This is a genomic window from Streptomyces sp. NPDC002573 (genome assembly GCF_042889625.1).
Classification (GTDB): Bacteria; Actinomycetota; Actinomycetes; order Streptomycetales; family Streptomycetaceae; genus Streptomyces; species Streptomyces gibsoniae.
This window is the reverse complement of the sequence record NZ_JBIARC010000046.1, coordinates 1-14,050: the sequence shown is the minus strand read 5'-3', so window position 1 is coordinate 14,050 and position 14,050 is coordinate 1. Positions and strand designations below refer to the sequence as shown.

Here is a 14,050-nt window from a genome sequence, read left to right as displayed (position 1 = left end):
TCAGGCGTCGGTGCCGGGAACGGGCGCGCCGGAGGGGATCCCGGCCCGGATGTACCGCTCGTAGTAGTCCTTCCAGGGCGCGGTCTCCCCGGAGTGCGGGCCTTCGAAGCGCTCGCCGCGGGCCCGGGCGTCCAGGGCCGCGAGGCAGACCTCCCAGCCGGCGCCGTTGCGGGCGGCGGTGTTCTGCTCCCCGAGGACGTTGGTGAGGGTGAAGCGGGTCCGTCCGCCCTCCAGCTCCTCCAGGTCGAAGCGCAGTTCGTCGCCGCCCCAGGTGAAGGAGAGGTGCCGGGGCGCGTCGACGGCCAGGACCGTGCCGGTCGGCTCCGGCATGTGGGGGTCCCCGCTGAAGTGGACGGTGCCCCCGGAGTGCAGCTCGAACTCGGCGCGGGAGGGGAACCACCGGACGAGCTCGTCGGGGTCGGTGACCAGCCGCCACACATGGTCGACCGGGTAGTCGTAGACCCGGCTGAAGCGGACGGCGGGACGGCCGTCGTCGAGGGTGAGATAGGTGCCGGTGAGGTCGGCGGCCATGGTGATCAGTCCTTCGCGGAGGGTCGGTCGGGGTCGTCCGAGGTCTCGTCGAGGCGCCGCCCCAGCGCGTCGAGGCTGCGGTTCCACAGCCTGCGGTAGGGGTCGAGCCAGGCGTCGAGTGCGGCGATCGGGGCCGGGTCGAGCGCGTACACGCGGCGCTGCGCGTCCTGTCGTACGCGCACGAGACCCGCGTCGCGCAGCACCTTCAGATGCTTCGACGTGCTCGGCTGGCTGAGACCGCACGCCTCGACGATCTCACCGACGGGCCGCGGCCGCTCCAGGAGCAGCGCGACGATGGCCCGTCGGTGGGGGTCGGCGAGGGCGGACCACAAGGAGGCATCGGACACGACCTCAATATGCCTCACTGGTTATATTCCCGTCAAGGAATGAAAAGCTGTCCTTGATGGCGCCACCGGCGGCACCACCAAGACGCCCACCCATCCACGCGAATCGCCCCATCGAAACGTTGCCGTTTCGCGAGAAGAGGTCTACTCTCGAAGTGTACGAAACAGTTTCGTTTAGGCCTGTCCCCGAACGACTTTCCCTGGAGTGGTTCTGCCATGTCCCAGACGGTGAAGAGCGGCATCACGACGGATGCCGTGGAGGCACCACCCACGGCCTCGCCGCAACGGTGGTGGATCCTCGCGGTCGTCGCGATCGCGCAGCTGATGGTGGTGCTGGACGCCACGATCGTGAACATCGCCCTGCCGTCCGCCCAGGCGGACCTGGGCTTCTCCGACGCCAACCGGCAGTGGATCGTGACCGCGTACGCGCTGGCGTTCGCCTCCCTGCTGCTGCTCGGCGGGCGGATCGCGGACCTCTTCGGCCGTAAGCCCGCGTTCCTCGTCGGGGTCGTCGGCTTCGCTGCGGCCTCCGCGCTCGGCGGCGCCGCCACCGGCTTCGGCATGCTGGTCACCGCCCGTGCCCTGCAGGGCGTCTTCGGCGCGCTGCTGGCGCCGGCCGCGCTGTCGTTGCTCAACACCACGTTCACGGACGCCCGGGAGCGGGCGCGGGCGTTCAGCGTGTACGGCGCGATCGCGGGCGCGGGCGGCGCGGTCGGCCTGCTGCTGGGCGGGATGCTGACCGACGCGCTCGACTGGCGCTGGACGCTCTATGTGAACGTGGCCATCGCCGTCGTCGCCTTCGCGGGCGGCTGGGTCCTGCTCGGCAACCACCGCGACGCCGCGAACTCCAAGCTCGACGTGCCGGGCACGGTCCTGGTCGCCGGCGGTCTCTTCTCCCTCGTCTACGGCTTCTCGAACGCCGAGACGCACCGCTGGGGTTCGCCGCAGACCTGGGGCTTCCTGATCGCGGGCGGATTGCTGCTCGCCGCCTTCTCCTGGTGGCAGACCCGGGCCGCGCACCCGCTGCTGCCGCAGCGCGTCCTGCTCGACCGCGACCGCGCGGCCTCCTATCTCGCGGTCCTGGTCACCGGCGCGGGCATGTTCGGTGTCTTCCTCTTCCTCACCTACTACCTGCAGCTGAATCTCGGCTTCAGCCCCACGAAGACCGGTGTGGCGTTCCTGCCGATGGTCGGGGCACTGATGGTGACGGCGCAACTCGGTACCACGGTGCTGCTGCCGCGGATCGGTCCGAAGATCGTGATCCCGCTGGGCTTCGCCGTCGCCACGGCCGGCATGGCCTGGCTCACCGGCATCGGGCTCGGCTCGCACTACCTGAGCGCCGTGCTGCCGCAGCTGATCGTGATCGGCGTGGGCCTCGGCCTGGTGATGCCGACGGCCATGCAGCTCGCCACCGGCGGGGTGGCGGCCGAGGACGCGGGGGTCGCCTCCGCGACGGTCAACGCGATGCAGCAGGTGGGCGGTTCCATCGGTACGGCGCTGCTCAACACGCTGGCAGCGAGCGCCGCGACCGACTATCTGACCGGGAAGGACGCGACCAGCAGGCTGGTTCGGGCGCAGGCGACCATCGAGAGCTACACCACCGCCTTCGAGTGGTCGGCGGGCCTGTTCGCCGCGGGCGCGGTCGTCGCGTTCCTGCTCTACCGCGCCGGCACCCAGCAGCCCGCCGCCGAGGGCACCCCCGTCGTCCACATGTGATCAGTGCCCGAGAGCCGAGGGGCCGCCGTCCGCAGGGAGACGGCGGCCCCTCCCTCGTCCCCGGCACCGGGCGAGGACCGCGGCGAGCCACGCCTGCTGGACGATCTCGCTGCGCGGTACGGCGGGCCGGTAGACGACCAGCGCCCGGTTCCGCTTGGCCAGCCGCAACGCCCCGGGAGCCGGGACGACTTCACCGTCGTAGGCGCAGGTGTCCGTGCCTTTGAGGTCCTCGATCCGCACCTCGGGCACCCGCTCGGCGACATACACCGGGGAGTGTCCGAGGACCCCGAGGAACGCCGCGAGGACCACCCGGGTGCGGGCCAGCCGGCGGTCACCGTCGATGAGCCGCAGATCGAGCAGCCCGTCGTCGAGCCGGGGGCGGAACGCGGGCGCGAAACCGTCGGGCACATAACGGCAGTTGCCCGCGAAGAGCAGCCACAGCCGACGGCGCCGGCCGTCGATGCGCAGTTCCGTGGGTGCGGCGGTGCGCAGCACCCGGATGAGCGCCACGGTCGCCGCGGGCCATTTGCCGAGCCGGTGCTCCAGACGCTCGCGCACCCGGACCAGTTCGGGATAGAGACCGATGGCGAAGGTGTTGAGGAACTCCATCGGATCCGTGTCCCGGTCCGTGCCCGCGCTCCTTTCCTGGGGGGCGGCGGTCCCGAGATCCACGGCGACCGCCTCACCGCGCTCCACCGCGGCGACCGTGTCCGCGACATGCGGGACGCCCACATCGAGGGCGAAGTGGTTGAAGGTGCCGCCGGGGAACACCGCGAGGGGCAGGCCGTGCCGGGCGGCTGACCGGGCCACCGTGTTGACCGTGCCGTCGCCTCCGTGGACGCCCAGCGCGCCGCCCCGTGCGAGGGCTCGGCGGACCGCCCGGTCGAGCAACGCGTCGAAGTCGTCGTCCGGTCCGCACGCCACGAGTTCCGCCCCAGGCAGGAGTTCCGCCAGGAGGGTGGTGGCCGGCAGCGGGGCGGCCGCGGTCCCGGCGCCGGTGTTGACGAAGACGACGAGCCCGTCGCCGCCGGGCAGGGCGGGTGCCGCGGCGGGCGGCCGCTCGCGCTCCGGATTCACCTGGCGCGGCGGCCACCAGCGGCAGGTGAGGACCGCCGCGCCGACGCCGATCACCGTGCCGGCCAGGACGTCCCCCGGGTAGTGCACGCCCACGTAGACCCGCGAGAAGGCGACCGCGGCGGCCACCGGGGCGATCAGCGCGCCGTAGCGGGTGGATTCGAGGGCGACCCCCGTGGCGAAGGCCGCGGCCGACGCGGAGTGGCCGGAGGGGAAGGACGTCGTACGCGGCTGTCGCAGGAGGTGCCGAATCTGCGGCACGGGGGCCAGGAGCGGTCGCGGGCGCCGGGCGGACCACTTGACGACGGTGTTCACGGTCAGCGAGGCGAGGACGAGCGAACCGGCGCCGCGCAGGGCGGCACGCCGGGCGGTGTGTCCGCCGAGCGTCACGAGCCCGGCCGCCGCGCCCAGCCACAGCCGGCCGTGGTCCGCCGAGCGGCTCAGCCGGGTGAGCGCGGGGTCGGCGCCCGGCACCCGGGCGGCGGCGACCCGGATGAACAGCCGCTGGTCCAGCTCGCCGAGGAAGCGCATGCTCCACGGCTACCGGCCCGGGCCGACGACGGCATCCGGGACGCACCCGACCGGCGGATACCCGTCACCACCGCGTCGGGCATCCGAACCGACGGCGTCGGGGCCGCTCCCGGGCGGGGCGCGGCCCCCTAGGTCCTGCCGTCAAACTCGCGTCGTCGCCCGGAGGGCGGCCTTGCGGCGGCCCTCGTACCGGGTGTACTCGGGGCCGTGTCCGGTGCGGCGGTGGGGGCACCGCCCGCGCGAGCGAAGTCGAGCGTGCATGGCGTCGCGGGGCAGGCGGGAGTTTGACGACAGGGCCTAGGCCCGCGGCGGCTGCTCCCCCGCGTACGCCTTCTCCAGGGCCGCGATGTCCAGCTTGGACATCGTCATCATGGCCTGGGTGGTGCGGGCCGCCTTCGCCGCGTCCGGGTCGCTGATCAGCTCGATCAGCGTGGCCGGTACGACCTGCCAGGACAGGCCGTACCGGTCCTTCAGCCAGCCGCAGGGGCCGGGCTCGCCGCCGCCCTCGAGGAGCCGGTTCCAGTAGTGGTCCACCTCGTCCTGGTCGTCGCAGAAGATCTGGAAGGAGACGGCCTCGTTGAACGTGAACTGCGGTCCGCCGTTCAGCGCGACGAACTTGTCGCCGTTGGCCACGAACTCGACAGCCATGACGGAGCCCGGCTGACCAGGGCCGGCGTCGGTGTAGCGGCCCACACGGCCGAGCCGGGAGTTCTTGAAGACGGACACATAGAAATCGGCCGCTTCCTCGGCCTGGCCGTCGAACCAGAGACAGGTGGTGAATCCGTCGGCGGGCATCGGTACCTCCTCGGGTGGGAACGTCATCACCCCAGTAGACCGATCCTCGTCCCCCGACTCATCGGTGGCGAGCCGACCACTTTTCCCGGCCACGTGATCGGGGGTGACACCTGCGGCCGGGACTACGATCCGCCACCATGACCACCTCTGAGGACGCGGCGCCCCCGCAACCGTTCCGCATCGACATCCCGCAGAGCGACCTCGACGACCTGCACGAGCGCCTCGACCGCACCCGTTGGCCCGACGCGCTGCCGGATGTGGGTTGGGCGTACGGGGTCCCCCTCGACTATCTGCGCGAACTCGTGCGGTACTGGCGCCACGAATACGACTGGCGCGCCGCCGAGGCACGGTTGAACGAGTGGCCGCAGTTCACCACGGAGATCGACGGGGCCCGCATCCACTTCGCCCACATCCGCTCCCCCGAGCCGGACGCCACCCCGCTGCTGCTCACCCACGGCTGGCCGGGATCGATCGTGGAGTTCCTCGACGTGGTCGGGCCGCTCGCCGATCCGGCCGCCCACGGCGGTGACCCCGCGGACGCGTTCCACGTCGTGGTGCCGGCGCTGCCCGGCTACGGATTCTCCGGCCCCACTCAGGACACCGGCTGGGAGGCGGGCCGCATCGCCGACGCCTGGGTCGAGCTGATGGACCGGCTCGGCTATCCGCGGTTCGGCGCGCAGGGCGGCGACTGGGGCGCGATGGTCTCCCGGGAGCTGGGCCGGGCCCACCCCGGCCGGGTGATCGGGGTCCATCTCAATCTGCTGCCGGGCGCGCAGCAGACCACGGAACCGACCACCGAGGAGCTGGCCGCGCTGAGCCCGCACGAGCGGGAGCGCACCCTCACCTCCTGGCGGCGATGGGAGGAGTGGCAGCGGGAGGGCACGGGGTACGCGATGCTGCACTCCACCCGGCCGCAGACGCTCGCCTACGCCCTCACGGACTCGCCAGTCGGCCAGCTCGCCTGGATCGTGGAGAAGTTCCGCGAGTGGACCGACTCCCGGGAGCTGCCCGAGGAGGCCGTCGACCGGGACCGGCTGCTCACCGACGTGATGCTGTACTGGCTGACCGGCACCGCCGGTTCGGCGGCCCGTATCTACTACGAGCGGGCGCATGCCGCGGGCCGTGCCGCCGCACCGACCGAGCCGTCGACCGCGCCGACCGCGGTCGCCGTCTTCCCGGCCGAGATCCAGGTTCCGCTGCGGCACCGGGCGGAGCGGACCGAGAGGATCGTGCGCTGGACGGAGTTCGACCGGGGCGGTCACTTCGCGGCGATGGAGGAGCCCGACCTGCTGGTGGACGACGTACGGGCCTTCTTCCGGCAGCTGCGCGAGAAGGGCTGATCTGCCCACGGCGAATCTGCGGCGGGCAGAGAAACGGTGTCCGCCCGTCGCCGCGGGCCGACAGTGGAGTCGACGGCATCCGTGCCACGACAAGGAGACCCGATGACTCCACTGACCACGCTCTCCCCGCGCGCGGAGGAGGGCGACACCCCGCCCAGCCGGTTCGACGACCATCTCGCCGCACAACTGCTCGCCCAGCGCATCGTCTTCCTGGGCACGCAGGTCGACGAGGTGTCGGCGAACCGGGTGTGCGCGCAACTGCTCCTGCTGTCGGCGGAGGACCCGCGCACCGACATCGGCCTGTACATCAACAGCCCCGGCGGGTCCGTCACCGCGGGGCTCGCCATCTACGACACCATGCGGCTCATCCCCAACGACGTCTCGACGCTGGCGATGGGCTTCGCCGCCAGCATGGGCCAGTTCCTGCTCACCGTGGGAACGAGCGGCAAGCGGTTCGCCCTGCCGAACGCGCGGATCATGATGCACCAGCCCTCGGCGGGCATCGGCGGCACCACGGCGGACATCGAGATCCAGGCGGAGAACCTGGAGTACACCAAGCAGGCCATCGAGCGGATCACCGCCGAGCACACCGGGCAGAGCGCGGAGACCATCGCGCGGGACGGCGACCGTGACCGCTGGTTCACGGCCGAACAGGCCCGGCAGTACGGAATGGTGGACCGGGTCGTGGAGTCGCTCACCGACGTCCGCCCGGCCGCCGCCCGCCGACGGATGGGGCTGTGACATGGGGTCGTACACGGTTCCCTACGTCGTGGAGCGCACCGCCCAGGGCGAGCGGTCCTACGACGTCTTCAGCCGGCTGCTCTCCGAGCGGATCGTCTTCCTCGGCACGGAGATCGACGACGGCGTCGCCAACGTCGTCATCGCGCAGCTCCTCCATCTGGAGTCCGCGAACCCGGAGCAGGAGATCTCCGTCTATCTCAACTCCCCGGGCGGGTCGTTCACCTCGCTGATGGCGATCTACGACACGATGACGTTCGTACGGGCCCCCATCTCCACCTTCTGCGTCGGGCAGGCGGCCTCGACGGCGGCGGTGCTGCTGGCCGGCGGCGACCCCGGCCGGCGGTTCGTGCTCCGCCACGCCCGGGTCCTGCTCGGCCAGCCCGCGGCCGGAGGACAGCAGGGAACGGTCTCCGACCTGAGCCTCAAGGCCAAGGAGATGGTGCGTATCCGCTCCCAGGTGGAGGAGGTCCTCGCCCGGCACACGCACCACGAGGTGGCGACCCTGCGCGCCGACATGGACCGGGACCGGGTCTTCACCGCGGAGGAGGCCGTGGCCTACGGGCTCGCCGACCAAGTCCTCGGCCACCGGGGCACGTTCGAATGACCCGGCGGGCCGGGAGCCGGACTCCGCGGGACGGTCAGGCGACGAGGCACAGCCCGTCGTAGCGCCCGCCCGGCCGGGCCGTCGGCGACGTACGGCCCCGGCCCGGCCGGTTCCCGGCGCCTCGCGTCAACTCGTCCTGGGCGAGCGAGAGCAGATCCGCGAGGCCTAGCCCGAGCGCCCGGGCCGCGGCCGCGAGGACCTCGGAGGAGGCCTCCTTGCGGCCGCGCTCCAGCTCGGACAGATAGGGCACCGAGATACGGGCCGCCTCCGCGACGTCCTTGAGCGTGCGCTCCTGGGCGAGCCGTTCGCGCCGCAGTACGTCCCCGACCAGGTCCCGCCACAGCGGCTCCTTGGGCGCGGCCGGCCGGGGCGCCGGACCCGGCTGCCGCGCGGGGCGGGGCGCGGTGCCGGCGCCGGGCGCCGTGCCGGGCTGCGCGCCCTTCGGGCGGAGCGGGATGACGCGGGCTTCGTTCGGCGCATGAGGGCTCACCCCCTCAGCCTAGGGACGGCGGGCGCGACGGGAAGGGGGCGGTGTTGCGCCCTGGGTGAACCCCCCGCCGCCGTAGGACAGATGGCGGCGGGGCCGGCCGGCGGGCGCCCGCCGCGTGAACGGCGTCACGCCAACCGGGCGACAACTCTCACATGAGATGCCGACTTCGGGGTAGACGCGCTCACACACGGATGGACGACGCCCAAGAGGCCAAGCCCAAAAGGCCGACGAGTGAGTTTCCTGGGAGAGGTAGAGGTAATGGACACCGCCATGAGCTGGTCGACGGTCACCGACGACAGCGTCCGTACCAGGACTGGTGAGGGGCCCCTGCCGACCGTCACGGATCCGCGGACCGTGGCTCCTCGTGACGCGCGGGAACTGTCCCGGCAGTTCTTCCACCGCCTGACCACCCTGGACGAGGGCACGCACGAATACCAGTACGCGCGCAACACCCTCATCGAGATGAACATGTCGCTGGTGCGGTTCGCGGCCGGACGGTTCCGGGGCCGCGGCGACGACATGGAGGACATCGTCCAGGTCGGCATGATCGGCCTGATCAAGGCCATCGACCGGTTCGAGATCTCGCGGGAGGTGGAGTTCACCTCCTTCGCGGTGCCCTACATCGTCGGTGAGATCAAGCGGTTCTTCCGCGACACCACGTGGGCCGTCCATGTGCCGCGCCGCCTCCAGGAGTTGCGGGTGGAGCTGGCGAAGGCGCGCGAGGAGCTCGCCACCCGCCTGGACCGGGAGCCGACCGTCGCCGAGCTGGCCGCGCTGATGAACCTGTCCGAGGACGAGGTCACGGAGGCGCGGATCGCGGCCAACGGCTACAACTCGTCGTCCCTGGACGCCACGCTGACCGGGGAGGACCAGGACGGGGAGACGGTGCTCGCCGACTTCATCGGCGAGGAGGACGAGGGCCTGCGTCTTGTCGAGGACTTCCACACTCTCGCCCCGCTGGTGGCGGAGCTGAGCGAACGGGACCGGACGATCATCCATCTGCGCTTCGTGGAGGAGGCCACCCAGGCCGACATCGGCGCGCGGCTCGGCTGCTCCCAGATGCATGTCTCACGCCTCATCAAGCGCATCATCGAGCAACTGCGCAGCGGGATGCTGGACGATCTGAACCGGGTCGACGCGGTCTGAGCGAGGGCCGGCCGACACCGACCCGGGACGGCCGGTGGTGACCGGCGGCTCCGCCCGGTGGCGGGGGCCCGCACCACCGGCCGCTCCGGTGCGGACGCGGCCGGCTCAGCGGGTCAGCCGTACGACCGCCCGTACGCACTTGCCCACCGGCACCAGCTCGGCCGTGACCTGGGCCGACACCGCATGGACGATCTCCAGCCCGTGGCCCCCGACCCGTCCCGGGTCCTTGGGATAGCGCCGGGGCAGCGCCGCGCTGCTGTCGTAGACGGCGACCGTGACGGCCGTGTCGGTGCCCGCCAGCTCCAGGATGTACGGGCCGTGGCTGTGCCGCTGCGCGTTGGTGACCAGCTCGCTCACGACCAGAAGCACATCGCCGGCGGCGAGCCGGTCGACCGGGGCGCACCACTCGGACCTGAGCTGTTCGACGAAAAGCTCTCCGAAGGCCCTGGCCTCGGCGATGGACCCCGGCTCACCGGTGTAGTGCGCCGCCCGCCGCAGCGGCTCAACGGGCATGTCGAAGTCAGTGGGTATCACTGCTCCGTCCATGTGCTCCATCATGCGGTTCTCTCTCGGAAAGCCGGGATTCGTACGGCGCGGCGCCCTCGTCGGAGGAACACCGCACCAGTGCTCGTACCCAGCGATACGGTCTCCAGTCCCCCGGGAACGGTTCCGAGGGCGCGGTGACAGGCTGCGGGGAGGCCGTCACGCGGGGCATCTTCGGATGCGTCCGGGGCATCCGCATGGTACGGCGCCCGGCCGACGGCGGCCGGGGCCGGGGTACCGGAGGTGGACCGTGAGCTGGTGGGAGTGGCCGGTCCTCGTGGTGGTGGCGGTGGCGCTGCTGTCCGGGCTGTCGCTGTGGGTGCAGGCGCGCCGGCGGGCGGGCACGGTGATCGCGGTCCGCCGGGGCGACCGGCCCGGAAGGCGGGATGGACGATGAACGAGCTGACAGGGGCGCGCGAACTGTCCGGGCGTCCCGTGGTGACGCTGGGCGGCGACGCGGTCGCCCAGGTGCGGGACACGGTCTTCGACGGCCCGGCCGGCCGGATCACGGGGTTCACGCTCAGCGGCCGCGGTCTGCTCGCGGGGCCGCTGCGCAAGAGCCTGCCGTGGGGTGCGGTGCACGCGCTGGGCCGGCACGCCGTGCTGATCCGCGCTCAGGACGTGCTGGCCGAGTCGTCCGCGGTGGTGGCGCGCAAGGAGGCCGCGCGCGGGCAGGTGCTCGGCGCCAGGGTGCTGACGGACGCGGGCACGGAGATCGGCATCGTGCTGGACGTGGTGGTCGAGGGCGGTACGAGCGGACGGGTGGTGGGCTTCCGGATCAATGCGCGGGAGTCGCTGGTCGCGGGGTCGCGCAGGCGGCGGCGCCGGGTGTTCGTGCCGCGTGGCGAGGCGCTCGCGGTGTCGGGGCGGGCTCTGGTGGTTCCGGCGGACGCGGTCCGGTTCGTCGCGGACGACCTCGCCGGGTTCGCGGGGCGTGTGGAGGCGTACCGGTCGCGGGGCGGCGCCGCCGCGGAGGGTGTCGAGAGGGGGCCGCTGTCGTGATGACGTTCTCCGAGGCGCGGGGGCTGCCGGTGGTGACGCTGGGCGAGGCCCGGGAGATCGGTGCGCTCGCCTCGCTCGCCCTCGACGCGGCGGCCGGCCGGATCACCCATCTGCGGGTGGCGGGACCGCATGGCCGGAAGGAGACGGCCGTCGCCTGGAATGCCCTGCACGCGGTCGGTGCCGACGCCGTGATCGTGGCGTCGGACGTGCCGCCGGACCCGGGCCCGCCCGGCCAGCGCCACGAGGTGCTGGGGATCCTGGTGCTGTCCGAGGAGGGTGAGGAGCGCGGCACGGTCCAGGACCTGGTCTTCGACCCGTCCACGGGCCGGATCGACAAGGTGGTCACCACCCTGGGCGAGGTCGCGGGCGACCGGCTGCTCGGGCTCGGGGACTACGCGCTCGTGGTCCGGGCGGACTGAGGCGGTCGGCCCAGGTCGGCGGGCGGAGCGGGCAGGGGCTGCTTACCGTGGCAGCGTGAGCGTCCCGACCTCGTCCGACCGGGCCGCCGTCCGCACCGACGGCCCGCCGATCGCCCCGTACGGCTGGTTCCAGGCCGTGTGGACGGTACTGGCCGGACTCGTCGTCATGGGAGTGGTCGCCGCCCTCGGGCTGTGGGCGGCGGGCGGTACCCATATCCCCGAGAACGGCTTCCCCCGGGCGGTCGCGGCCGTGGTCGTCGTCGCGGTCGGCGGCAGCGTGCGGCTCGCGGGTGACGCGGGCCCGCTGGCCGGCAGCCGGGCCGGGCTCACGGTGATGCCCCTGTCGGTGACGCTCGCGGGGGCGCTGGTGATCGCCGCCGGCTTTCTGCGCCCGCTGCGGCACCGGGCCGTCGCGGGGGCGCCCGAACTGGCGGGCTGGGCGGCCCGGATCGCCGTGCTGTGGCTGCCCGCGCTGATCGGTATGGCGCTGGCGGCCCGTCAGACGTTCCCGGTGCCACTCGGCGGCACGATCGGGGACATCGGACAGTTGTTCGGCATCGCTCCCCGGATCGGCTACACGACGGACCTGCCCCAGACGGTGGTGTTCGGACTCCTGTGGCTGGCTGGGGTGTTGGTCATCGCCCTGCTGGTGTCGCCCGGGGTCCCGCTCCCCGACCGGCTGCGGCACCGTCAGGAGTCCGTGCGCCCGGCCGCGTACGCGGTGGTGGCCCTGCTGCTCGCGTACGTCGCCCTGGGCGTCGTCATCGCGCTGGTGGTGGCGGCGACGCGCGGGCACCCCGCGCAGACGCTCGCGGTGATTTTGCTGGGGCTGCCCAATCTGGTGTGGCCGCTGTTCACCATCGGGCTGGGCGCGACCTGGCACGGGCGGGTGGACGGGCCGCTCGGGCTGCCCGCGCCGCATCTGCTCGACGAGGTGCTGCGCACGCCGGACGTCTCGACGCTCAACCTGCGTACGCTCACCGCGCACGACGGCCGGGTGTGGTGGCTCGTGGTCGTGAACGCCGTACTGGTCCTCGCCGCCGCGTGGCTGACGGCGGTGCGTTCCCCGGCGGGGACACGGGCCTGGTGGCACGCGGCGCGCCTGGCCGGCGCGCTGGTGGCGGCGGTGCTGGTGATCTGCCTGGTGTGCCGGATCCGGGCGCACTACGGACTGTCGCTCCTGGGCGTCGGCGACCTGGGCGGCGGCCTGTCCGGTGTGCTGATGCTGACACCGCAGTGGTGGACGGCCCTGGGCCTGGCCGCCCTGTGGGGGCTCGCCGCCGGTTTCGTCGCCGGCCCGGCGGAGGGGCGCCTCCGGCGACGGGGCGGCGGGCGCGGTGAGGTGCCCGGTCCGGTTCCGCGGCGGAAGGCCACGGCGGAACCGGACAGCGGCTCCGCCCGCCCCCCGGACGGCTGAGGCCGAGGAGCGGCTCCGGCCACCCGCCCGGGTGTGCGTCCGGCCGGGTGCGGACCGTACGGGGACGGTCAGGCCGCCGGGGTGGAGAGCGCGGGCACGAAGCGCTGCATCCGCAGGGCGTCCACGGACTCGGCGAGCAGTTCGTACTCCGTGGTGTCGTCGCTGACGGCGACGCGGACCAGCCGTCCGGCGGCCAGTTCCTCGGCGACCAGTTCCTGTCGGCTCGTGTCACCGCACCAGGCGCGCAGCACGCTCGGCACATCGGGGACCGTGGCGGCGACGGGGGCGATGGACTTCGGCGGGAAGAGCGGGTTGTCCGGATCCGGGTCGAGCCGCTCGGCGATCCAGGAGGCACGGTCGCGCATCCACCACAGTGCGAGGGCGAGGGTGGGCGCGCGATAGGTTCCTAAGGGCACGCCGACTCGCTGACCGCCGCAGATGCCGTATGCGGTGACATGGCACAGGAATTCGTCGTGCACGTTCGTCCCCCAGTGCGGTGCTCGGTGCCGGGCGGGCCCGTGGTGCCTTGCATGCGCGCGCTGTGCACGAGGGTGATCCGGCCACGGCGCATCCTCCGCTCCGGGATGTGGGCCGCATCACCCTGTCACTCGAGTATCGCCACTCCTGACACTCTGTCACCATGCCATTTCAGCCAGTCTCCTGGCATATGCGCGGTCGTCGTTGGCCGAAAGGAGGCGCCCCGGCCCGCCGCGGGGGACGCCGGCGCGGCCGTACCGCGGCGAGAGCGCCCTTACCCGGGAGGTAATCGACGGCTACAGGGCACCCCCGGCATGGTGGACACATCGGCACCCCGGCGGGCACGACGCCCCGGGGAAACCGCGTCCGACCAGCACTTACGACCTTGATGGAGGCTGATCCGCCATGTCCGCAGACACCCAGCGCCACGAGTCCGCCGTCGCCCGCTACCTCGAGGCGTGGAACGCCCGCGACCCCCAGACCCTGACCAAGGCGGTCGCCGCCGCCTGGGGTCCGGACGGGACCTACACCGACCCGCTGGCCGATGTCGCCGGGCACGAGCAGATCGCCGCCGTGATCGCGGGAGCCCACGAGCAGTTCCCGGGGTTCTCCTTCCGGCTCCTCGGCACGGTCGACGGGCACCACGACATCGCCCGCTTCGCCTGGGAGCTGGTGAGCGACGCGGACGGCTCGGCGCCCGCCGCCGGCTTCGACGTGATCGCCCTGACCGACGACGGACGCATCCGCACGGTCCACGGTTTCCTGGACCGCGTGCCGACGGCCGCCGCCTAGAAGAGTCATGAAGATCTTGCTGAGGGGCTGCCCGGCCGTGGGCCGGGTGGCCCCTCGGTCTATGCGGTGGCTGGGTTGATCGTCCATG

At 72.7% G+C, this 14,050-nt stretch carries 17 protein-coding genes; 10 read left to right on the top strand and 7 right to left on the bottom strand.

Annotated elements, in window-relative coordinates; all coding sequences use genetic code 11:
- Both ACFYX0_RS32745 and ACFYX0_RS32740 read right to left on the bottom strand, forming a co-directional pair.
- Positions 1–531, bottom strand: a complete 531-nt coding sequence (locus ACFYX0_RS32745) for an SRPBCC family protein (RefSeq protein ID WP_355912742.1) — start codon at positions 529–531, stop codon at positions 1–3.
- A 5-nt stretch (positions 532–536) separates the two neighbouring features.
- The gene (locus tag ACFYX0_RS32740) at positions 537–878 is read right to left on the bottom strand and encodes a metalloregulator ArsR/SmtB family transcription factor (RefSeq protein WP_311694672.1); all 342 of its coding nucleotides are present in this window, start codon (positions 876–878) and stop codon (positions 537–539) included.
- A 213-nt stretch (positions 879–1,091) separates the two neighbouring features.
- Between ACFYX0_RS32740 and ACFYX0_RS32735 the strand changes: the two genes are divergently transcribed.
- Positions 1,092–2,591, top strand: coding sequence for an MFS transporter (locus ACFYX0_RS32735; RefSeq protein ID WP_388975730.1), 1,500 nt, complete (start codon positions 1,092–1,094; stop codon positions 2,589–2,591).
- Here the strand turns inward: ACFYX0_RS32735 and ACFYX0_RS32730 are convergent, their stop codons facing one another.
- Both ACFYX0_RS32730 and ACFYX0_RS32725 read right to left on the bottom strand, forming a co-directional pair.
- Positions 2,592–4,196, bottom strand: coding sequence for a bifunctional phosphatase PAP2/diacylglycerol kinase family protein (locus ACFYX0_RS32730; RefSeq protein WP_388975727.1), 1,605 nt, complete (start codon positions 4,194–4,196; stop codon positions 2,592–2,594).
- A 297-nt stretch (positions 4,197–4,493) separates the two neighbouring features.
- Positions 4,494–4,991, bottom strand: coding sequence for a VOC family protein (locus ACFYX0_RS32725; RefSeq protein WP_388975724.1), 498 nt, complete (start codon positions 4,989–4,991; stop codon positions 4,494–4,496).
- A 137-nt stretch (positions 4,992–5,128) separates the two neighbouring features.
- Here ACFYX0_RS32725 and ACFYX0_RS32720 point away from each other — a divergent pair, with 137 nt between their 5' ends.
- The 3 genes from ACFYX0_RS32720 to ACFYX0_RS32710 all read left to right on the top strand — a co-directional run bounded on the left by ACFYX0_RS32720 (position 5,129) and on the right by ACFYX0_RS32710 (position 7,676).
- Complete coding sequence (locus tag ACFYX0_RS32720; protein ID WP_388975722.1) at positions 5,129–6,331, top strand: epoxide hydrolase family protein; 1,203 nt, start codon at positions 5,129–5,131, stop codon at positions 6,329–6,331.
- 102 nt (positions 6,332–6,433) lie between these two features.
- On the top strand, positions 6,434–7,072 hold the full coding sequence (locus tag ACFYX0_RS32715; RefSeq protein ID WP_311694677.1) for an ATP-dependent Clp protease proteolytic subunit: 639 nt from the start codon (positions 6,434–6,436) through the stop codon (positions 7,070–7,072).
- Between the two features lies 1 nt (position 7,073).
- Complete coding sequence (locus ACFYX0_RS32710; protein ID WP_355912724.1) at positions 7,074–7,676, top strand: ATP-dependent Clp protease proteolytic subunit; 603 nt, start codon at positions 7,074–7,076, stop codon at positions 7,674–7,676.
- 34 nt (positions 7,677–7,710) lie between these two features.
- Here ACFYX0_RS32710 and ACFYX0_RS32705 read toward each other — a convergent pair whose 3' ends face one another.
- Complete coding sequence (locus ACFYX0_RS32705; RefSeq protein ID WP_388975718.1) at positions 7,711–8,166, bottom strand: helix-turn-helix domain-containing protein; 456 nt, start codon at positions 8,164–8,166, stop codon at positions 7,711–7,713.
- 258 nt (positions 8,167–8,424) lie between these two features.
- Here ACFYX0_RS32705 and ACFYX0_RS32700 point away from each other — a divergent pair, with 258 nt between their 5' ends.
- Positions 8,425–9,312 (top strand): RNA polymerase sigma factor SigF, encoded by an 888-nt coding sequence (locus ACFYX0_RS32700; protein WP_388975715.1) that lies wholly within the window; start codon positions 8,425–8,427, stop codon positions 9,310–9,312.
- 105 nt (positions 9,313–9,417) lie between these two features.
- Here ACFYX0_RS32700 and ACFYX0_RS32695 read toward each other — a convergent pair whose 3' ends face one another.
- Entirely contained in the window at positions 9,418–9,870 is a 453-nt protein-coding gene (locus tag ACFYX0_RS32695; protein ID WP_355912715.1) for an ATP-binding protein, read from the bottom strand.
- 235 nt (positions 9,871–10,105) lie between these two features.
- Between ACFYX0_RS32695 and ACFYX0_RS32690 the strand changes: the two genes are divergently transcribed.
- The 4 genes from ACFYX0_RS32690 to ACFYX0_RS32675 are packed head-to-tail and all read left to right on the top strand — an operon-like array spanning position 10,106 to position 12,693.
- A complete protein-coding gene (locus ACFYX0_RS32690) occupies positions 10,106–10,252 on the top strand; it encodes a hypothetical protein (RefSeq protein ID WP_311694682.1) in 147 nt (48 codons plus the stop codon).
- Entirely contained in the window at positions 10,249–10,857 is a 609-nt protein-coding gene (locus tag ACFYX0_RS32685) for a PRC-barrel domain-containing protein (protein WP_388975712.1), read from the top strand. Before ACFYX0_RS32690 ends, ACFYX0_RS32685 begins: the two co-directional genes overlap by 4 nt.
- Positions 10,857–11,276 carry a PRC-barrel domain-containing protein gene (locus ACFYX0_RS32680; RefSeq protein ID WP_388975823.1) on the top strand — a complete coding sequence of 140 codons (420 nt, stop codon included), beginning with the start codon at positions 10,857–10,859 and terminating at the stop codon, positions 11,274–11,276. Before ACFYX0_RS32685 ends, ACFYX0_RS32680 begins: the two co-directional genes overlap by 1 nt.
- A gap of 55 nt (positions 11,277–11,331) precedes the next feature.
- Positions 11,332–12,693 (top strand): streptophobe family protein, encoded by a 1,362-nt coding sequence (locus tag ACFYX0_RS32675; RefSeq protein WP_388975709.1) that lies wholly within the window; start codon positions 11,332–11,334, stop codon positions 12,691–12,693.
- Positions 12,694–12,761: 68 nt separating this feature from the next.
- On the opposite strand, the gene ACFYX0_RS32670 is transcribed toward ACFYX0_RS32675, so the two are convergent.
- Entirely contained in the window at positions 12,762–13,172 is a 411-nt protein-coding gene (locus ACFYX0_RS32670) for a hypothetical protein (protein WP_388975706.1), read from the bottom strand.
- Between the two features lie 403 nt (positions 13,173–13,575).
- Here ACFYX0_RS32670 and ACFYX0_RS32665 point away from each other — a divergent pair, with 403 nt between their 5' ends.
- A complete protein-coding gene (locus ACFYX0_RS32665; RefSeq protein ID WP_388975703.1) occupies positions 13,576–13,962 on the top strand; it encodes a nuclear transport factor 2 family protein in 387 nt (128 codons plus the stop codon).
- The last annotated feature ends 88 nt before the right edge of the window (positions 13,963–14,050 follow it).